The organism is Cellulomonas humilata (assembly GCF_030814415.1).
GTDB classification, from domain to species: Bacteria; Actinomycetota; Actinomycetes; order Actinomycetales; family Cellulomonadaceae; genus Cellulomonas; species Cellulomonas humilata_A.
This window is the reverse complement of sequence record NZ_JAUSVB010000005.1, coordinates 90,592-109,708: the sequence shown is the minus strand read 5'-3', so window position 1 is coordinate 109,708 and position 19,117 is coordinate 90,592. Positions and strand designations below refer to the sequence as shown.

At 72.0% G+C, this 19,117-nt stretch carries 21 protein-coding genes and 3 tRNA genes; 14 read left to right on the top strand and 10 right to left on the bottom strand.

The genetic code is table 11. The annotated features are described in order from the left end of the window. Positions 1-10 precede the first annotated feature (10 nt). The 5 genes from J2X26_RS16840 (at position 11) to J2X26_RS16820 (ending at position 6,208) form a co-directional block, all read left to right on the top strand. Positions 11-1,318, top strand: a complete 1,308-nt coding sequence (locus tag J2X26_RS16840) for an ABC transporter substrate-binding protein (protein WP_307493858.1) — start codon at positions 11-13, stop codon at positions 1,316-1,318. Between the two features lie 61 nt (positions 1,319-1,379). Then, positions 1,380-2,336 carry a carbohydrate ABC transporter permease gene (locus tag J2X26_RS16835; RefSeq protein WP_439897868.1) on the top strand — a complete coding sequence of 319 codons (957 nt, stop codon included), beginning with the start codon at positions 1,380-1,382 and terminating at the stop codon, positions 2,334-2,336. Beyond that, positions 2,336-3,205: a carbohydrate ABC transporter permease gene (locus J2X26_RS16830; protein WP_307493857.1), complete on the top strand. Its 870-nt coding sequence runs from the start codon at positions 2,336-2,338 to the stop codon at positions 3,203-3,205. Before J2X26_RS16835 ends, J2X26_RS16830 begins: the two co-directional genes overlap by 1 nt. Then, complete coding sequence (locus J2X26_RS16825; RefSeq protein ID WP_307493856.1) at positions 3,202-4,152, top strand: aldo/keto reductase; 951 nt, start codon at positions 3,202-3,204, stop codon at positions 4,150-4,152. Before J2X26_RS16830 ends, J2X26_RS16825 begins: the two co-directional genes overlap by 4 nt. Before the next feature lie 25 nt (positions 4,153-4,177). Next, positions 4,178-6,208 (top strand): beta-galactosidase, encoded by a 2,031-nt coding sequence (locus J2X26_RS16820; protein ID WP_307493855.1) that lies wholly within the window; start codon positions 4,178-4,180, stop codon positions 6,206-6,208. 6 nt (positions 6,209-6,214) lie between these two features. Here J2X26_RS16820 and J2X26_RS16815 read toward each other — a convergent pair whose 3' ends face one another. From J2X26_RS16815 to J2X26_RS16790, 6 genes are read right to left on the bottom strand one after another with little or no spacing between them, the layout of a single operon-like run. Then, positions 6,215-7,087, bottom strand: a complete 873-nt coding sequence (locus J2X26_RS16815; RefSeq protein WP_307493854.1) for a prenyltransferase — start codon at positions 7,085-7,087, stop codon at positions 6,215-6,217. After that, a complete protein-coding gene (locus tag J2X26_RS16810; protein ID WP_307493853.1) occupies positions 7,084-7,401 on the bottom strand; it encodes a lycopene cyclase domain-containing protein in 318 nt (105 codons plus the stop codon). Before J2X26_RS16810 ends, J2X26_RS16815 begins: the two co-directional genes overlap by 4 nt. Continuing rightward, positions 7,398-7,751 carry a lycopene cyclase domain-containing protein gene (locus J2X26_RS16805; protein WP_307493852.1) on the bottom strand — a complete coding sequence of 118 codons (354 nt, stop codon included), beginning with the start codon at positions 7,749-7,751 and terminating at the stop codon, positions 7,398-7,400. The genes J2X26_RS16810 and J2X26_RS16805 overlap by 4 nt, the downstream gene beginning before the upstream one ends. Next, positions 7,748-9,394, bottom strand: coding sequence for a phytoene desaturase family protein (gene crtI / locus J2X26_RS16800; RefSeq protein ID WP_307493851.1), 1,647 nt, complete (start codon positions 9,392-9,394; stop codon positions 7,748-7,750). Before crtI ends, J2X26_RS16805 begins: the two co-directional genes overlap by 4 nt. Beyond that, positions 9,391-10,290 carry a phytoene/squalene synthase family protein gene (locus tag J2X26_RS16795; protein WP_307493850.1) on the bottom strand — a complete coding sequence of 300 codons (900 nt, stop codon included), beginning with the start codon at positions 10,288-10,290 and terminating at the stop codon, positions 9,391-9,393. The genes crtI and J2X26_RS16795 overlap by 4 nt, the downstream gene beginning before the upstream one ends. Positions 10,291-10,306: 16 nt before the next feature. Further along, complete coding sequence (locus J2X26_RS16790) at positions 10,307-11,449, bottom strand: polyprenyl synthetase family protein (protein WP_307493849.1); 1,143 nt, start codon at positions 11,447-11,449, stop codon at positions 10,307-10,309. Between the two features lie 218 nt (positions 11,450-11,667). On the opposite strand from J2X26_RS16790, the gene galE reads away from it, so the two are divergent. Continuing rightward, positions 11,668-12,627 carry a UDP-glucose 4-epimerase GalE gene (galE, locus tag J2X26_RS16785; protein WP_307493848.1) on the top strand — a complete coding sequence of 320 codons (960 nt, stop codon included), beginning with the start codon at positions 11,668-11,670 and terminating at the stop codon, positions 12,625-12,627. 152 nt (positions 12,628-12,779) lie between these two features. Here galE and J2X26_RS16780 read toward each other — a convergent pair whose 3' ends face one another. From J2X26_RS16780 to J2X26_RS16770, 3 genes are read right to left on the bottom strand one after another with little or no spacing between them, the layout of a single operon-like run. Then, the gene (locus J2X26_RS16780) at positions 12,780-13,691 is read right to left on the bottom strand and encodes an LLM class flavin-dependent oxidoreductase (protein WP_307493847.1); all 912 of its coding nucleotides are present in this window, start codon (positions 13,689-13,691) and stop codon (positions 12,780-12,782) included. A 24-nt stretch (positions 13,692-13,715) separates the two neighbouring features. Next, positions 13,716-14,627 carry a cation diffusion facilitator family transporter gene (locus tag J2X26_RS16775; RefSeq protein ID WP_307493846.1) on the bottom strand — a complete coding sequence of 304 codons (912 nt, stop codon included), beginning with the start codon at positions 14,625-14,627 and terminating at the stop codon, positions 13,716-13,718. A gap of 3 nt (positions 14,628-14,630) precedes the next feature. Then, the gene (locus tag J2X26_RS16770; protein ID WP_307493845.1) at positions 14,631-14,984 is read right to left on the bottom strand and encodes a metallopeptidase family protein; all 354 of its coding nucleotides are present in this window, start codon (positions 14,982-14,984) and stop codon (positions 14,631-14,633) included. A gap of 137 nt (positions 14,985-15,121) precedes the next feature. Here J2X26_RS16770 and J2X26_RS16765 point away from each other — a divergent pair. From J2X26_RS16765 to J2X26_RS16735, 7 genes are all read left to right on the top strand, one after another. Beyond that, positions 15,122-15,194 (top strand) — tRNA-Glu (locus tag J2X26_RS16765). Between the two features lie 44 nt (positions 15,195-15,238). Continuing rightward, positions 15,239-15,312, top strand: a tRNA-Asp gene (locus tag J2X26_RS16760). 51 nt (positions 15,313-15,363) lie between these two features. Next, a tRNA-Phe gene (locus J2X26_RS16755) sits at positions 15,364-15,436 on the top strand. A 134-nt stretch (positions 15,437-15,570) separates the two neighbouring features. Continuing rightward, entirely contained in the window at positions 15,571-16,596 is a 1,026-nt protein-coding gene (locus tag J2X26_RS16750; protein ID WP_307493844.1) for a DUF389 domain-containing protein, read from the top strand. A 67-nt stretch (positions 16,597-16,663) separates the two neighbouring features. After that, positions 16,664-17,104, top strand: coding sequence for a phage holin family protein (locus tag J2X26_RS16745; RefSeq protein ID WP_307493843.1), 441 nt, complete (start codon positions 16,664-16,666; stop codon positions 17,102-17,104). Between the two features lie 67 nt (positions 17,105-17,171). Then, positions 17,172-17,582: a phage holin family protein gene (locus tag J2X26_RS16740; protein WP_307493842.1), complete on the top strand. Its 411-nt coding sequence runs from the start codon at positions 17,172-17,174 to the stop codon at positions 17,580-17,582. Further along, a complete protein-coding gene (locus J2X26_RS16735) occupies positions 17,579-17,893 on the top strand; it encodes a DUF3618 domain-containing protein (RefSeq protein ID WP_307493841.1) in 315 nt (104 codons plus the stop codon). Before J2X26_RS16740 ends, J2X26_RS16735 begins: the two co-directional genes overlap by 4 nt. Positions 17,894-18,075: 182 nt before the next feature. On the opposite strand, the gene J2X26_RS16730 is transcribed toward J2X26_RS16735, so the two are convergent. Next, positions 18,076-18,285 (bottom strand): BldC family transcriptional regulator, encoded by a 210-nt coding sequence (locus J2X26_RS16730; protein ID WP_307493840.1) that lies wholly within the window; start codon positions 18,283-18,285, stop codon positions 18,076-18,078. A 510-nt stretch (positions 18,286-18,795) separates the two neighbouring features. Between J2X26_RS16730 and J2X26_RS16725 the strand changes: the two genes are divergently transcribed. After that, positions 18,796-19,008: a DUF3073 domain-containing protein gene (locus J2X26_RS16725; protein WP_056026136.1), complete on the top strand. Its 213-nt coding sequence runs from the start codon at positions 18,796-18,798 to the stop codon at positions 19,006-19,008. Positions 19,009-19,117 lie beyond the last annotated feature (109 nt).

Here is a 19,117-nt window from a genome sequence, read left to right as displayed (position 1 = left end):
GATGTGAAACATGCGTTCGAGAGTGTTCGCCGCCACCAGCGCCCTGGTCGCCGCAGGCGCACTGCTCGCCGGCTGCTCCGGCGGCGGCTCCTCCGGCTCCACCGACGACGCCGCCGACGGACCCGTCACGCTCGAGTACTGGGCGTGGGGCACGGCGCAGGACCCCATGGTCGAGGCCTGGAACAAGGCCCACCCCGACATCCAGGTGAAGCACACCGACGCCGGTGGCGGCAGCGACTCCTCCGCCAAGCTGCTCACCGCCACCCGGGCCGACAACGCGCCCGACGTGGCCGTCGTCGAGTACCAGACGCTGCCCGCCATGATCGTCGGGGACGTCGCCGCCGACATCACGGAGTACGTCGACGACGACCTGAAGTCGAGCTTCACGGACGCGACCTGGGGCCTCACGACGTTCAACGACGCGATCTACGGCGTCCCGCAGGACGTGGGCCCGATGGCGTTCGTCTACAACCAGGCCAAGCTCGACGAGCTGGGCGTCCCGGTGCCGACCACGTGGGCCGAGTTCAAGACCGCGGCGGCGGCGGTCCGTGCGGCCGACCCGAACGCCTACCTGGCCACGTTCAACACCTCGGAGTTCGGCTTCTTCGCCGGCATGGCGCAGCAGGCCGGCGCGCAGTGGTGGTCCGTCGACGGCGACCAGTGGACCGTCGGCATCGACGACGAGGCGTCGCAGGAGGTCGCCGACTACTGGCAGGACCTCATCGACAACGACCTGATCAAGGTCGAGGACCTGCTCACCCCGCAGTGGAACCAGGAGGTCAACGCGGGCCAGGTGCTGTCGTGGCCGTCCGCGCTGTGGGCACCCGGCGTCATCTACGGCGTCGCCGAGGGGATGGCCGGCCAGTGGGCCATGGCCCCGCTCCCGCAGTGGACCCCCGGTGACACCGAGGTGGCCTACCAGGGCGGCTCGGCCGTCGTCGTGACGACCTCCTCGAAGCACCCGGAGCAGGCCGCCGAGTTCGCCGCCTGGATCAACTCCAGCGACGAGGGCGCCGCCATCCAGCTCGAGACTGGCCAGTACCCGGCCTCGACGCTGGGCCAGACGAAGGCGGAGACGTCCGCGCCGCCGCTGCTCATGCCGCAGCAGACCGACTTCTGGAAGCTCGCCTCGACGATCGCCGGGGACACGATCCCGAACATCTCGTGGGGCCCGAACGTCAACGTCGCCCAGTCGGCGTTCCAGGACGCCATGGCCAAGGCCGTGCAGAACGGGACACCGCTGCGCGAGGCCCTCACGGAGACCCAGAAGGTCGTCGTCGAGGACATGAAGACCACCGGGTTCGACGTCAGCGAATGAGGACGGTCATGGCCGGGGCGTCCACCGGGCGCCCCGGCCGGACCTGCCGGCGGAGAGGGACATGACAACCACGACGACCATGCCGACGACCACGTCGACCGGCAGCACCCCCAGGACGACCACCCGACGGCGCTCGCCGATCGCCCCCTACGTGTTCGTCGCGCCGGCGGTCGTGCTGTACCTCGCGTTCCTGCTCGTGCCGATGCTCTACTCGGTCTACCTCAGCTTCCGCGGTCTGCGGCTGGTCGAGGGCGGCGCCTTCGGCAAGCGGCAGGAGGTGTTCATCGGCCTCGGGAACTACGTCTCGGCGATCACCGACCGCGACTTCCTGGCGGGATTCGGCCGGCTCGCCATCTACGGCGCGATCGCCGTGCCGCTCACCCTCGGGCTCGCGCTCGTGTTCGCGCTGCTGCTCGACCTCGGGGCCACCCGGGCCAAGCGGTTCTCCCGGACGGCCATCTTCATCCCGTACGCAGTCCCGGGCGTCGTCGCGACGCTCATGTGGGGCTTCATGTACCTGCCGCTGACCAGCCCGTTCTCGTACGTGACGGAGCAGCTGGGCTGGGGGACCATCCCCTTCCTGGAGAACCCCGAGATCTTCGGCTCGATCGCCAACATCGCGATCTGGGGCGGCGTCGGGTTCAACATGATCATCATCTACACCTCCCTGCGCGGCATCCCGTCCGAGCTGTACGACGCAGCCCGCATCGACGGCGCCAACGAGTGGCAGATCGCGTGGCGGGTCAAGGTGCCCCTGGTGACGCCGGCGCTGGTGCTCACCGGCCTCTTCGCGCTCATCGGCACGCTCCAGGTCTACGGCGAGCCCACGACGCTGCGGCCCATGACGAGCGCGATCTCCCAGACCTGGGTGCCGCTCATGACGATCTACCGCGACGCGTTCGTGCGCGACGACCTGCCGCGCGCGGCTGCGGGTTCGGTCTTCCTCGCGGTGTGCACCGTCGCCCTGTCCGTGATCCTCCTGCGGCTGACGCAGAAGCGCGCCTTCGGAGAGAGCTGATGTCCCAGCCCACCCTCGCGCACGACACCGTGCGCACCCCGTTCCTGTCCAAGGCGCTGCCGACCGCCGTCATCCTGGTCGGCGCCATCTACTGCCTCGTGCCCGTGGCGTGGGTCATCGTCGCGTCCACCAAGTCGCGCTCCGAGCTGTTCACCACGTTCACGTTCGCGCCCGGCAGCGGCCTGCTGGACAACCTGACGGACCTGTTCGCGTACGGCGGCGGCCAGTACGGCAGCTGGGCCCTGAACAGCCTGCTGTACGCCGGCGTGGGGTCCGTCCTGTCGGTCATCGTGTCCGCGATGGCGGGCTACGGCCTGGCCAAGTACCAGTTCCGCGGCCGCAACCTGGTGTTCTACGCGATCCTGGCGGGCGTCCTGATCCCCGGCATCACGCTGGCGATCCCGCAGTACCTGCTGATGTCGAAGCTCGGCTTCGCCGGGTCGTACGCGTCGGTGCTGCTGCCGATGATCGTCTCGCCGTTCGGCATCTACCTCTGCCGCGTGTTCGCCACCGCGGCCGTACCGGTCGAGACCATCGAGGCCGCCCGGCTCGACGGCGCCGGCGAGGCGCGGATCTTCACCAACATCGGGATCCCCATGATGCTGCCGGGCATGGTGACCGTCTTCATGCTGCAGTTCGTCGGCATCTGGAACAACTTCCTGCTTCCGTTCATCATGCTGTCCGACCAGAACAAGTACCCGATCACGGTCGGCCTGTACACGCTGCTGTCCAAGGGCTCGGGCGAGCCGGCGCTCTACAGCATCGCCATCATCGGCGCAGCCGTCTCGATCATCCCGCTCGTCGCCCTCCTGCTCTTCCTGCAGCGGTTCTGGCGGCTCGACCTGATCAGCGGTGGGCTCAAGGGATGACCGGGTCACCCGACCCGGCCGAACGCAGGGTGATCGCCCCCGGCGTGGAGGTCGGCGTGCTCACGGTGGGTGCCTCCGCGCTGGGCAGCCCAAGCGTCGACGACCGCACCGCGCGGGCCACGATCACCGCGGCCCTCACCGGTCCTCTGCCCGCGCTCGACACCGGCAACGACTACGGCCGCTCGGAGGAGCGGATCGGCGCCGTGCTGCGCACCCTGGGCGGCGTCCCGGCTGGCCACCTCGTGATCACCAAGGTCGACCCGGCTCCCGGTGACGACGACTTCTCGGGCGACCGCGTCCGCCGCTCCGTCGAGGAGAGCCTCGCCCGGCTCGAGGTCGACCACCTGCCGCTGGTCCACCTGCACGACCCGGAACGCATCTCCTTCGCCGCCGCGACCGCTCCCGGCGGCCCGCTCGAGGCGCTGCTCGCGCTCCGGGACGAGGGCGTCGTCGGGCTCGTCGGCGTCGCCGGCGGACCCGCCGCGATGATGGAGCGCTTCGTGCGCCTCGGGGTGTTCGACGCCGCCGTGACGCACAACAGGCTCACCCTGCTGGACCGGTCCGCCGACGCGCTGCTCGATGCGGCGGTCGAGCACGGGGTGGCGGTCTTCAACGCCGCGCCCTACGGGGGCGGCATCCTCGCCCGCGAGCCGGAGCCGGGCGTCGCGCTCACGTACGCGTACCGCCCGGCGACCCCGGAGCACGTCGACGCGCGTTCCGCGATCGGCCATGCCTGCGCCCGGCACGGGGTCCCCGTGGCCGCCGCGGCCCTCCAGCTGTCCACGCGCGACCCGCGGGTCGCCTCGACGATCGTCGGTGCGACCAGGCCGCAGCAGATCCACGACGCGCTCGCCTGGGCGCGGCACCCCGTCCCCGCCGACCTGTGGGACGAGCTCGCGACGCTGGTCCCCGACCAGCGCGTGTGGCTCGGTCCCGACGGTCGATGACGCTCTCGCACCACCAGGAGACCCGATGACCCGCACGCCCTTCGCCCCCGACCGGTTCTGGTTCGGCGGCGACTACAACCCCGAGCAGTGGCCGCGCGAGGTCTGGGCGCGAGACGTCGAGCTCATGCAGCGCGCCGGCGTCAACACGGCGACCATCGGCGTCTTCTCCTGGGCCCTGCTCGAGCCCGAGGAGGGCCGGTACGAGCTCGGCTGGCTCGACGACGTCATCGAGCTGCTCCACGCCGGGGGCATCGGGGTCGTCCTCGCCACGCCGACTGCCTCGCCGCCGCCGTGGTTCACGGCCGCGCACCCGGACGCCCTGCCGGTCCTCGCCGACGGCACCCGGCTGTGGCACGGCAGCCGTGACACCTACTGCGTCTGCGCCCCGGCGTACCGCGAGGCGTCGCGGTCGATCGCGCGCGTCCTGGCCGAGCGCTACGGGGACCACCCGGCACTGCGCGCGTGGCACGTCCACAACGAGTACGGCACCTACTGCTGGTGCGACCACGTCGCGGCCGCGTTCCGGGTCTGGCTGGAGGACAGGTACGGGACGCTCGACGCCCTCAACGCGGCGTGGTGGACCACGTTCTGGAGCCAGCACTACGAGTCGTGGGAGCAGGTCGTCCCGCCGCGGGCGACCCAGTACCTGCACAACCCGACGCAGTCGGTCGACTTCCGGCGCTTCTTCTCCGACGAGATGCTGGACGCGTACCGCGAGCAGAGCAGCGAGATCCGCGCCGCCGGCTCGTCCGTCCCCATCACGACGAACTTCATGCTCCCCACCTGGAACCACCTCGAGCAGTGGAGCTGGTCCGCCGAGCTCGACGTGCCGTCCGTCGACCACTACCTCGACACGACCGGCTCCGACGGGGAGGCGCACGTCGCCTACGGCTCGGACCTCACCCGGTCGTGGGCGGACGGCGGGCCGTGGCTGCTGATGGAGCAGTCGATGAGCTCGATCTCGGCCGACGGACGGATCGCCTTCAAGGACCCGGCGCGTGCGATCCGCAACTCGCTCGGCTACGTGGCGCGCGGCGCGCAGTCGTCCCTGTTCTTCCAGTGGCGGGCGTCGGCGGCGGGCTCTGAGGCGTGGCACGGCGCGATGGTCCCGCACGCGGGCGCGGACTCCGCGACGTTCCGCGCGGTGTGCGAGCTGGGCGCGGTCCTCGACTCGATCGCCGAGGTGACCCGCCCGCCGGCCGACGGCCGCCTGACCCACAGCGCCGTCGCCGTCTGGTGGCATGCGGAGGGCTGGTGGGCGCTGGAGAACCGCAGCCTCCCGTCCGACCACCTCACCTACTCCGACGCCGTGCGCGCCGCGCACCGTGCGGCCTGGCACGCGGGCCTGGAGGTCGACTTCACCCGCCCCGGCGCCGACCTGTCGGACTACCGCGTGCTGCTCGTGCCGAGCATGTTCGCCCTCGACGACGCCGCCGTCCGTTCCCTGGAGCAGTTCGTCTCCGCGGGCGGCCACGTCGTGGTCTGGCCCTTCACCGGCATCGCCGACGAGCACCTGCACGTGGTCACGGGGGGATACCCGGGACGGCTGCGCCACCTGGTCGGGCTGCGGGTCGAGCACCTCGCGCCGCTGGCCCCGGACCAGACGGTGACGCTCGACGACGGCTCGACGGGCACCGTGTGGTCGGAGCTGGTGCAGCCAGACGACGCGACGCCGCTCCGCCGGTACCGCGGCGGCGACCTGGACGGGCACCCCGCAGTGACCCGGGCGACCCGCGGCGCGGGGACCGTCACGTACCTCTCGACCCACCTCGACCTCGCCGCGACGCGTGCCCTGCTGGAGGAGGTCGCGGCCGGCGCGGGGGTCGAGCCCGTGGTGGCCGACCGCCCGGCCTCCGTCGAGGTGGTCCGCCGCCGTGGTGCCGAGCACGACTACCTGTTCGTCCTCAACCACGGCGACCACGCGGCGTGCGTCGCCGGGCCGGGCGTCGACCTGGTGGCCGGCGGCCGGACCGACGACGGCGTGACGGTGGCGCCCGGCGGCTACCTCGTCGTGCGCGAGGACGAGGGCGCCACGTGGGACGTCACGACGGGCTGACCGCGGTCAGCCCGTGCGGGAGATCACGATCAGCAGCATCGTGACCAGGAACCCGGTGACCAGGTTCAGCCACAGGAACCGGCGCCAGCCGATGTTGGCGCGCTCGCAGTCGTCGTCGCGCACGGACCAGAACTGAGCCGTGCTGATCGCGTACGGGATCGGCAGCACGGCCGCGAGCGTGCCGGGCCAGGGCACGACGAGGAGCACCGCGGCCGCCAGCACGTAGAGCACGGTCGACGCGACGACGGTCGGGTGGGCGCCGAGCGCGGTCGCCACGGACGCGATCCCGCCCTCACGGTCCGCCCGGACGTCCTGCACGGCCCCGAACGCGTGCGACGCCATCCCCCAGAGCACGAACGCGACCAGCACGGGCCACGTCGTCGAGGCGCTCAGGTCCGCGCCCACCAGCACCAGCGCGTACAGCAGCGGGCCGACGAAGTGCATGGCGGACGTGAGCGAGTCAAGCACCGGACGTTCCTTGAAGCGGAGCACGGGAGCCGAGTACGCGACGACGAGGAACAGGACGAGGGCCAGGGTCGCGTTCGCGGCGGCGTCGCCGACCAGCAGCAGGTAGACGACGAACGGCACCGTCGTGACCAGGCAGGCCCACAGGATCCGGCGGTGCACCTCGCGGGCCCGGGCGGGCTCCACGAGGCCGCCCTCGATCCCGCCCTTGCGCGGGTTGCGCAGGTCCGAGGCGTAGTCGAACACGTCGTTGATCCCGTACATCAGGAGGTTGTACGGGCCGAGGAAGAACAGGGTGCCGACGACGAACGTCGCATCGACCCGGCCGCCGGTCGCCAGCAGGTAGCCGGCCGCGAACGGGTACGCGGTGTTGATCCAGGAGAACGGCCGAGAGGCGGCGAGGACCTCTCTCACGCGCGGTCCTGCCGGGTCGTCCGCCGGCTCTCCCGCCGACCCAGCGCCACCCAGAGCACCGGAATGCCGATGCTCGCGGCGATGGCGTACGCGAAGTCCTCCAGGGGTGCGCCCCAGATGTACCGGCCGAGGATCTTGTCGGGGTCGAACACGTAGAGACCGACGTCGATCATGATCGTGTCGAAGACGGCGGTGAGCACGCACAGGTGCAGCACGGTCCACACCAGGGGCATCCCGCGCATCCCCCGCAGGACCCGCCAGGAGACAGCTGCGAGCACGGCGAGCACGATCACGTTGAGCACGATGTTCGTCATCGTGTCCCCCCGTCGTCGAGGGCCCGGCGACCCGCCTCGCGCTGCAAGGCGCTCTGGTCGAACCACCGCCACGCCAGCAGCGCGGTGTAGCAGAGGAGCGCCAGGAAGAACGCCTCCTCGACCGGCAGCTCGGGTGCCAGCAGCAGGCCCGTCATGTGGGGCGAGTCGCCGCGCGCGAAGATGCCGAGCACCAGCCCAATCCCGTCCCACAGCAGGAAGCCGACCACGCCGATGCCTACGGTCAGGGCGGCCCGGCGGGGGTCGGACCAGAACGCGAGTCGGAAGCGGCGGTCCAGCAGGGCGAGGCCGCCCAGCGAGAGCAGCAGGGCGCCGAGGTACATGAACCTCATCCGACCGACTCGCTCCACACCCCGCGGGGCCGGGACGACGCGAGGAACCCCGGTCGCAGCGGGGCGGGCAGGGGTCGCGACGACGTCTCCCCGAGCATCCGCTTGACCACGAGCTCGGCGCTGATCAGGCACATCGGCAGTCCCACACCCGGGATCGTGCCACCTCCGACGTGCAGCACGTTCGGGACGCGCGCCGACGCGTCGCCCGGCCGGAACATCGCGCTCTGCCGCAGGGTGTGCTCCATCCCCAGCGCGCTGCCGCGCCAGGCGGAGAAGTCGCGGGCGAAGTCGGCGGGAGCGATGACCCGTCGGGTCACCACGCGGTCGCGCAGCCCCGGGATGCCCGCCCAGGCACCGACCTGGTCGAGGTACCGGTCGGCGTGCCGCTCGACGGTGTCCCGGTCCCCCGCACCCAGTGACGGGTCCGCGGGGAACGGGACGAGCACGAACAGGTTCTCGTGCCCGGGTGGCGCGGCGGTCGGGTCGCTCGCGGACGTCCGCGACACATACATCGACGCCGCGTCGGGCACCCGCAGACCGTCCGCCGGGGTCGACCTGCCCGACCCCAGGATGTCCTCGAAGTTGCCCGGCCAGTCGCGCGTGAAGAACAGCGAGTGGTGCGCCAGCTCGGGCAGCTCACCGCGCACCCCGGCCATGATCAGCAGCGCGGAGATCCCCGGCCCGCGGTCCTCCCACCACGCCTCGGGCAGCTCGCGGTGGGTCCCCAGCAGCGCGGTCTCCGTGTGGTGACGGTCTGCCGCGGACACCACGACGTCCGCCCGGACGAACGTCCCGTCGGCCAGCCGGACCCCTCGGGCCTTGCCTGACCTGCGCGGATGCCGGAAGGACGGGCCGGCGTCGTCGACCTCGATCGCGGTCACGTCGACCCCCGTGCGGACGTCGACCCCCTCCTTGCGGGCGATCCGCTCGAGCGCCTCGATGACCGTGTACATCCCGCCGCGGGGGAAACGTACGCCGTCGACGAGGTCCAGGTGGCTCATGAGCGAGTACAGCGCAGGGACCCGGTACGGCGAGGACCCGAGGAACACCGCGTGGTAGCCGAGCACCTGCCGGAGCACCGGGTCGGTCACCGTCGCCGCCACCTTGTCGGCGAGCGTCCCCGTCAGCAGCCCGGCGAGCGTGCCCGACTGCTTGGCGACGTCCAGGGACAGCAGCCGGTCCGGCCGCGCGAACGTCGTGTAGAGGAACGAGTCGAGAGCCGTCCGGTACGCCTGCGTGGAGTCCTGCGTGTACCGGCGGATCGCCTCCCCCGCCCCGGGCTCGCGCGCCTCGAACGTCGCCCAGTTGGTCTCGGCGTCGCCGACCACGTCGAACGGCTCCGACAGCCCGCCGTCGACCGGCTCCGGGAACAGCCGGTACGCGGGGTCCAGCCGCTCGAGCTCGACGTGGTCCTCGATCCGCTCGCCCAGCAGCGCGAACGCGTGCTCGAACACCTCCGGCATGAAGTACCAGGACGGCCCGGTGTCGAACCGGAACCCGTCGACCGACAGCGTCCCGGCCCGCCCACCGAGCTGGTCGTGCCGCTCGAGCAGGGTCACCAGCGCACCCCCGCGGGCCAGCAGGGCGGCGGTGGTCAGCCCCGCGATGCCCCCACCGATGACGACGACGCGTCCAGCGGTCATGCGTCTGCGGCCCGGCCCGCCCGCGCCTCCGCGAGCACGGACTCGCCGACGACCAGCAGCTTGACCGGCGTCGGCAGCCGGACCCGGCCCACCAGGAGGTCCTCCGGCGGCCGCGACGCGATCTCGTCGAGCAGCCGCTGGTAGAGCGCGAGGGTGGCGCCGACCGCGTAGCGCGCCCGCCGGGGGAGGCTCGGCACCGCCGCCCGTGCCGCCTCCACGTCGTCGGTGATCTCCCGCAGGATCGCGCTCAGCTGCGCGTCGTCGAGGTGTCCCGGGGTGGTGCCCGGGAAGTAGGTGCGGCCCAGCTCCTCGGTGTCGGCGCCGAGGTCGCGCAGGAAGTTGATCTTCTGGAACGCCGCGCCGAGCGCCCGAGCGCCGGTCACCTGGGCCTGGTCGGGCTCCCGCACGGGCTCACCGGGCCGGCGGTCCTCGTTGAGGAACGCGCGCACGCACATCAGGCCCACCACCTCGGCCGACCCGTAGACGTAGGCCTCGTAGCTCGCACGGTCGTGCTCGCGCACGGTGAGGTCCGACCGCATGGACGCGAAGAACGGCACGGTCTCCGCCGCGGTGATCCCGACGCGTCGCGCGGTCCGGGCGAACGCGTGCACCACCAGGTTCGTCGAGTAGCCCGTCCGCAGCGCACGCGCGGTCTGCTCCTCGAGCTCGTCCAGCTCGGCGCCCGCGTCGTCGCCGCGGTAGGTGTCGACCACCTCGTCGGCCAGCCGCACCAGCGCGTACACCGCGCGGATGTCCTCCTGCGCCCGCCTCCCGAGCAGGCGCGTGCCCAGGCCGAACGAGGTGGAGTAGGCGGCGAGCACGCCGGCGCTCGTGCGCGCTGCCGTGGCGTCGTACAGCCGGAGCGCCCGGTCGCGGGCTGTTCGCAGGTCCGACATCGACTCTCCCAGCACCTCAGTGACCTCGTCCGACAAGATCGTCGACGACGCCCACAAGGTAGCCTCCCAACGGCTCCGGCACCCCGTCCACCGCCAGCTCCCGCGCGCGGCGCCCGGTGGCCCGGGTCAGCTCCCGCACCGCTTCCAGCGCACCGCTCGACACCAGGACGTCGCGCACGGCGGCGGCTCCCGTGTCGTCCAGGTCCGCCCGGCCGACGTGCGCGTCGAGCACCGCGCACCCGGCCTCGTCGGCCATCGCGTAGGCCCGGCGCAGCAGCTCGGTGCGCTTGCCCTCGCGCAGGTCGGACAGCACGGACTTGCCCGTCACCGCGGGGTCGCCGAACACCCCCAGGTCGTCGTCGGCGAGCTGGAACGCGACCCCCAGGGCGGACCCGACGGCGCCGAGCCGATCCACCTGCGCATCGTCCGCCCCCGCGAGGACCGCACCGACCACCAGCGGGAGGCTGCCCGAGTACGCGGCGGTCTTCAGCTCCGCGACCGCGAGCGCGTCGACGTCGCGCGGCGAGGACAGGGCACCGGTCACGTCGAGCAGCTCGCCGACGACGGTGGTCTCGATGCCCTCGGCGAGGAGCCCGACCACCCGCAGGAGGGCGTCGCGATCGCCCGGCGCGCCCGCGACCAGGGCGAACGCCGAGGCGATGGCCAGGTCGCCGGCCAGCAGACCGGCGGCGAGCACCTGGTCGGACACGGTCCGCTCGGGGAGGCCTCGGCCGGCCAGACGGTCGCGTGCGGCTCCCGCGACGTTGGGTCGGCCGCGGCGGACCTCGTCGTGGTCGAGCAGGTCGTCGTGCACGAGCATCGCGGCGTGCAGGACCTCGATCGCGGCTGCCACGGGGGCGATCGTCGACGCGTCCTGCCCGCCCAGCCCGAGGTAGGCGGACACGGCCAGCCGTGGGCGCATGAGCTTGCCCCCGACGCCGTCCGCGAGGTCGGCCCAGAGCCGCTCGGCGACGTCGGACCGCGCTGCGGCCGCTCGGACGCGCGCGTCGAGGAAGTCCCGCAGCACGGACGTCGTCACGGCCATGGTGCTCTCGACCGACTCCGCCAGGTCCGCGCGCTCGGCAACCTCGGCGTGCGCGTCGGTCTGCGCGACCTGGGACTCCACCGACTGCCGACGCAGCGCCGACTCGACGTGCATGCGCTCTCCCGTCCGTGCTGCTGAAACCGACCTGTCCGCCTCACCCGTCCGGTGCCCGCGAGAAATACTCAGCATACTGAGCATTCCCGGGACCGCCACCGCACGGGGCTGTTCTGCACCCTTCAGCCTGGAGGCCCTGGACGGATGCACCCGGCGCCGACTTTCTCCAGCGCCGGACCGGTCAGCCGCCCCCGACCGTCGTCGGTACGCTCGGCACCATGACATGGCTGGTCACCGGGGGTGCTGGGTACATCGGGTCGCACGTGGTGCGGGCGTTCGGGCAGGTCGGGCTGGAGACGGTGGTCCTGGACGACCTGTCCAGCGGGCACCGCGCCTTCGTCCCCGACGGCGTCCCGCTGGTGGAGGGGTCGATCCTCGACACCGACCTCGTGGCGGACACCCTGGTCCAGCACGGCGTCGTGGGCGTGGTGCACCTCGCCGGGTTCAAGTACGCGGGCGTCTCCGTGGACCGCCCGCTGCACACCTACGACCAGAACGTCACCGGCACCGCCCACCTGCTCGAGGCGATGGCCTCCCAGGGCGTCGACGCGATCGTGTTCTCGTCCTCGGCCGCCGTCTACGGCACGCCGGACGTCGACCTGGTGACCGAGACCACCGCGACCACCCCGGAGTCCCCGTACGGCGAGTCCAAGCTCATCGGCGAGTGGCTGCTGCGCGACCAGGGCCGGGCCGTCGGGCTGCGGCACACGTCCCTGCGCTACTTCAACGTCGTCGGCTCGGCCACGCCCGACCTCTACGACACCAGCCCGCACAACCTCTTCCCGCTCGTCCTGGACGCCCTGGTCGCGGGACGCACCCCCCGGATCAACGGCTCCGACTACGCGACGCCGGACGGCACCTGCGTCCGCGACTACATCCACGTGGCGGACCTCGCCGCCTCCCACGTCGCCGCAGCCCAGGCACTCGCCGCCGGCCGCACCCTGGAGCCGGTCTACAACCTGGGCTCCGGGACCGGCGTCTCCGTGCGCGAGATCATGACCGCGATGGCCGAGGGCACGGGCATGCCGTTCGAGCCGGAGACCGGACCGCGCCGCCCGGGCGACCCCGACCGCATCGTGGCCTCGGGCGAGCTGGCGGCCCGCGACCTCGACTGGCAGATGCGCCACACCCTGCTGGACATGGTCACCAGCGCCTGGGAAGCCCGCCAGGCCCACTGACCCTTCGCAGCCTCACCCCAGCGCAGCGTCCGCACAATCGAGCGTCCCCACGACCGAATCTGCGGACGCTCCAGGTCCACTGACGCGACGTCCGCGCATTCGAGCGTCCGGGCGACCGAATCTGCGGACGCTACGGAGCCGGGCGCGCGCGGCTATAGCAATTGCAGCCGGGGCAGCTGGTCCACCAGGCCCTCCAGCACCGACTCGTCGCCGGCGTAGATGCCCTCGGCGCGCGGCCAGTGGACCACCACATCGGTGAACCCCAGGGCTGCCGCACGCTCGATGCCCTCGGTGACCACGGCGAGCGAGGTCATCGAGAAGATCGGCGCGCCGTCCAGGCTCAGGTACCGGCGCAGCGGGGGCGCTCCGGCGGGCCGGTGCTCGGACTCGATCGCGTCGACCTGCTCGAGCATCGTCGCGAGCCCGGTCCACCACTGCTCCTGCGCGGCGCTCGGCTCGTCGGGCACGTCCTCGGTCGCGTAGGCGGGCCCGTAGGTGGCCCAGCCCTGCCCGTACCGCGCGGCCAGCGCCATCGTGCGCGGGCCGTTGGCGGCGACGACGAACGGGGTGCGCGGCTGCGCGATGGTGCCGGGGATCATGCGCGCCTCGTCGGCCCGGTAGAACGTGCCCTGGTGCGACGTGACGGGCTGGGTCAGCAGCTGGTCCAGCAGCCCGACGAACTCCTCGAACCTGCGCGTCCGCTCGCCGCGGGTGGGCGGGTCGCCCAGGACGGAGGCGTCGAACCCCTCACCGCCGGCGCCCACCCCGAGCAGGAACCGCCCGTTGCTGACGTCGTCGAGCCCCATGACGTCCTTGGCGAACGGGACCGGGTGGCGGAAGTTCGGCGACGCCACCCACGTGCCGAGCCCGATCCGCTCGGTGACCGCGGCGGCGGCGGCCAGCAGCGGGACTGTCGCGAACCACGGCTCGTCGACGAGCGTTCGCCATGCCAGGTGGTCGTACGTCCACGCGTGGTCGAAACCCCACTCCTCGACCTGCTCCCACCGGCGACGAGCAGACACCCACCGCTCCTGCGGCAGCAACGCGATCCCCACAGCAACCATGCGCCGACCCTATGCGCCCGTCCCTCACGCGTGCGCGTGGTGCTCGCTGCCGGTGGTGGACGGCGGTTCCAGCTGGAACGTGCAGTGGTCGACGTCGAAGTGACCCGCGAGGCAGTGCCGCAGGTCGCCGAGCACGCGACCGGCCTCGCCCCGGGACAGGAGCTCGTCGGGCACCTCGACGTGCGCGGACAGCACCGGGACGCCGGACGTGATGGTCCACGCGTGCAGGTCGTGCACGCCGAGCACCCCCGGGACGCCGCAGATGTGCGCACGGATGGCGTCCAGGTCGACACCGCGCGGGGTGGCCTCCAGGAGCACCGTCCCCACCTCGCGCAGGAGCGCGACGGCGCGCGGCACGATCATCAGGCCGATCAGCACGGACGCGATGCCGTCGGCACGCAGGTACCCCGTGGCCATCACGACCAGCGCCGCCGCGACGACGGCCGCGGAGCCCAGCAGGTCGCCGAGGACCTCGAGGTAGGCGCCCCGCACGGTCAGCGACTCCTCCTGCCCGCGGCGCAGGAGCATGAGGCCGACCGCGTTGGCGGTGAGCCCGACGACAGCCACGGCGAGCATCAGCCCAGCCTCCACCTCGCCGGGCGTGGCGATCCGCCTGATCCCGCCGATGATCACGCCGATCCCGACGGCGGCGATGACCAGGCCGTTCACCAGGGCGGCGAGGATCTCCGCGCGCTGCCAGCCGAACGTGCGGGCCGCGGTCGCGGGCCGGGCGGCGAGCGCGGTGGCGCCGAGCGCCAGACCGACCCCGGCGGCGTCCGTGAGCATGTGACCGGCGTCGGCGATCAGCGCGAACGACCCCGACACCAGCCCGCCGACCACCTCGACCACGAGCACGACGAGCGTGAGGACGAGCACCGCGAGGAGCCGGCCGCGATGAGCCTGCGCCGCGGTCGAGTGGGAGTGGTCGTGTCCCACGGGTCAGTCCCAGCCCAGCTCGTGCAGCCGCTCGTCGTCGATGCCGAAGTGGTGGGCGATCTCGTGCACGACGGTGACGGCGACCTCCTCGACCACGTCCTCGCGGCTGTCGCAGACGGCCAGCGTCGGGAGCCGGAAGATCGTGATCCGGTCGGGCAGCGACCCGGCGGCCCAGAACTCCCCGCGCTCGGTCAGCGGGGTGCCCTCGTACAGACCGAGCAGGTCGACCTCGCCCTCCGGCGGAGCGTCCTCGACGAGCACGACGACGTTGTCCATCATCGCGGCGAGCTCGTCGGGGATCTCGTCGAGCGCGTCGCGGACCGCGTCCTCGAACTCGGCTGGGGACATGTCGACCATGTGCCCATCCTGCCTGCTCAGGAGTGGGTGATGGCCGGCACATCCATCGACTTTGGAGTTCGGGCCGATGACCCCGTATGCTCATCACCGGTCATCCGGCGCCTCGGCGTTGGGGGTTGGATGTTCGCGTAGGACATGCCCCCATCGTCTAGCGGCCTAGGACCCCGCCCTTTCACGGCGGTAGCACGGGTTCGAATCCCGTTGGGGGTACGAGCAGTTCAGCAGTACAGCAGCAAGGCCTTGCAGCAGTTCAAGGCCCCGTAGCGCAGTTGGTTAGCGCGCCGCCCTGTCACGGCGGAGGTCGCGGGTTCAAGTCCCGTCGGGGTCGCTCGATCCGCCCGGTCATCCTGTTCTCAGGAACCCGGGCGTCGTCGGTTACGGCCACTTAGCTCAGTTGGTAGAGCGTTCGACTGAAAATCGAAAGGTCGGCAGTTCGACCCTGCCAGTGGCCACAGCGCGAGCCCCGCCCGGATCCCTCCGGAGCGGGGCTTCGTCGTCCCGGACCTCCGTTCCCGGCGCGTCTCCTCGGGGCCGCCGGTCGGGTCCGCGACGATGACAGGGATCCACTGGGAGCTCGGGAGGCGCTGTGGCCAGCCTGACGACGATCACCGCCGACGACATCGACCGCATCCGGACCTCGGTGTTCATCGAGCCACCGGTCACCAGCCGCTCGTCGACGCGGTTCTGGGTGCTGCTGGTCCTGGCGTCCGTCATCGCGTCGGCGGGCGTCGTCGCGGACTCCACGGCGACGGTCATCGGCGCCATGATCGTGGCCCCGCTGATGACGCCGATCCTCGGGATCGCGCTCGCCGTCGTCCTCGCCGACCGACCGCACCTGCTGCGCAGCCTGGTGCACGTGGTCCTCGGCGCCCTCGTGGTGATCGCCATCGGCTACCTCGTGGGGATGCTCGTCGACCCGGCCGACAACTACGTGGGCAACTCGCAGGTCGCCGGCCGGATCAGCCCCAAGCTCATCGACCTGCTCGCCGCCCTGGCCACCGGCACCGTCGGCGCGTTCGCGCTCGTGCGCTCCGACATCTCCGACGCGCTGCCGGGCGTCGCGATCGCCATCTCGCTCGTCCCTCCGCTCTCCGTCACCGGCCTGCTCCTCGAGGCCGGACGGACGGCCGACGCAGCGGAGTCGACGCTCCTGTTCCTGACCAACGTGGCGGCGATCATCGCGACCGGGACGCTGGTGCTCGGCCTGGCCGGGGTCCGGTCCGCAGCCCAGGCGGCCGGCGGCCCTGTCGGGCACACCAGCCGTCGGACGATCGCGGTCGTGGTCGCGCTGCTGGTCGTCGTCGCGATCCCGCTGGCCGCCGGGTCCGTGCGCGTGGCGCGGGACCAGCACCTCGAGTCGACCGCGCGACCGGTCGCCGAGGAGTGGGCGCGCGAGGCGGGCTGGGAGGTCACGACGGTCACCGCGCTCAACGGCCTCGTGACCGTCGACGCGCTGGGCCCGCCGCCGTCGGTCGACCCGGAGACCCTCCGCGACGCCTTCGACGGGCACGCGCTCGAGGACGTCGACCTGCGACTGCGGCTCGTCGTGGGCGGCACCCGCCTCTGCCCGGCCGACGCGGACGCCTGCACCGCGCCGGTCCCAGGCAGGTAGCGCGCGGCGGACCCCTGACCAGCGCTCTTCCTCCTACGCTGGGCACACCGCCGTACGAGGAGGACCCATGGCCAGCACCCCCGGTGCCGATCGACCCCGCAGCTTCTTCGACCGGCTGACCGAGCCGTTCACCGACCGGGCGCGCGAGAAGTTCGAGCAGGCCGAGGACCACGTCCGCGAGGCCATCCAGCACGAGATCGACGCGGTCGCGCGCAGCGTCCGGTCGCGCGCGATCGAGGTCCGCCCGTCGGCCATCGGGTTCGGCGTCGCCGCGCTCCTCAGCTTCTTCGGTCTCGCGCTCCTGATCACGGCCGGCGTGCTGGGCCTGTCCCACGCGGTCGAGCCCTGGCTGGCCGCGCTCATCATCGGTGTCGCCCTGCTCCTCATCGGCGCCGGGGTGGCCGCCTGGGCCAAGCGCCGGCTGCCTCCGGGGCCGACGGTGTCGGTGGTCCGCATCCACGAGCCGGTCCACCCGGCCGAGGAGCAGGTGCATCCGTGGGCGGACTGACTCGCGGGCAGGATCGCCGACCACCAGACTGAGTGCCCTACGGAAGAGCAGACGAGAGGCCGTGCCCATGACCACGCAGTCGGGACTGCCGGGCGACGAGAAGTCGCTGGGCCAGCTGGTGTCCGAGCTCAGCGAGCAGGGAGCGCGGCTCGTCCGCGCCGAGATCGATCTGGCCAAGGCGGAGATCGCCGGGCGGGCGCAGCAGCTGGGCGTCGGTGCCGGACTCATCGCGGCCGGCGCCGTGCTCGCGCTCTACCTGCTCGCCGCAGGGATCGCCACCACGATCATCGTGCTGGACCTGTGGCTCGACCTGTGGCTGGCCGCGCTGATCGTCTGCGCGTTCCTGCTGCTGGTGATCGTGGTCCTGGTGCTGATCGGCATCAACCGCGTGAAGGCCGGGTCCCCACCCACACCGGCGAAGGCGATCGAGAACGTCCAGCAGGACATCGAGGCAGTCAAGGCGGGGTTCAACGCATGAGCGACGAGTCGGTCCAGAAGCCTGCGAGCACGCAGAAGCCCTTCAGCACGCCGGAGATGGTGGCGCTGGAGGCCGAGCTCGCCGTGACCCGCGCCCAGCTGGCGTCGACCGTGGACGAGCTGGTGGCGCGCCTCGACCCGCGGGCGCAGGCCGGGCGGGCGGTCGCGTCGGTCGGTCACCTGTGGAGCGACGCGACGAGCAGCGACGCCGCGCCCGACGCCCGCAAGAAGGCGATCGCTCTGATCGGCGGGGCCGTGGCGGGGGTGGCGGCCCTGCTCGCACTGATGGTCGCCGCGCGCCGCAAGGGCTGACGTCGGGTCGCTAGGACGAGGACGCAGGGACGAGAACTGCGCGGGTCGCGTCATCGCGACCCGCGCAGTTCTGTTAACACGCTCGTGCAGCAGTCTGGTGAAGCCAGGAGGCGTGCCGGGCGCTCGACCACCATGGGCCCGTCGATCGTGGTCGACGGGCTCGGCCGGGCGTGTACGGTCGCTCAGCCGTCCGACGGGCGCTGCTGCGGAACACCGTTCAGCAGGTCGCGCACCTCGGACTCGCGGTAACGCCGGTGACCACCCAGGGTGCGGATCGACGACAGCTTCCCGGCCTTGGCCCACCGGGTGACGGTCTTCGGATCAACCCGGAACAGAGTCGCGACCTCGGAGGGCGTGAGCAGTGCTTCGGTCTCTACGGGGTGTGGGTTCATCAGCTGCCTCCTGGCAAGCGTGCGGCCCGCGGTGCCGACAGGTGTCGACGCCCGGCCAGTTCAAGTGCGGGTGGTGCAGGTCCAACTGTGTGAAACGTTCTCGGTACGGCGAGCCTACGTGGTCGATGCCCAAACCGTGACATCGCCCTCTAGCATGAACGAAAGCCGCAGACACCGCATTCCGGGACACGTTCTCGTAACGAACCTACACAGGACTCTCATACAACTCTCATGCCGCGCCACTCCGCGGCCGCAGCACCACCCTAAACCCGACCAATCGGTCATACCCGTCGACGCGCGCACCGTCCACGCCCGCTTGGACGGCCGACCTGGACCTGCGGCCCCGCCGACCGGGTCCGACGGGCGTACGTGACGCGTATCGCCCGCGGCGAGTGGTCGGAATAGCGAACGAGCATGTACCGTTGCCCCTCGAAGAGACGATTCAGCACCCCGGGGCCGCACGTGTCAGCACGGAGCCGCCCCGCATCCACGTAAGAGGGGGTCGATGCCATGGGGCGCGGCCGTCAGAAGGCTAAGCAGACGAAGGTGGCCCGGGAGCTGAAGTACTTCAGCCCGGAGACCAACTACCGAGCTCTCGAGCAGGAGCTCACGTCGCACGGCCACAACGATGTCGTCACCGACAACCGCCCTCGCGCGGTTGTGGAGACGGACACTGACGACGACAGCGACGACTACCGGCGCTGGTCCGACGACGACCGCTGACGCGGTCGTCACTCATCTCGCGCGCGTCGCGATCGACGAGCGAGACGGCGGCAGCCCAGCTGTCGCTCGTCTCGCACGTCGCTCTCTGGACCTGGATCGTGGTGATCGT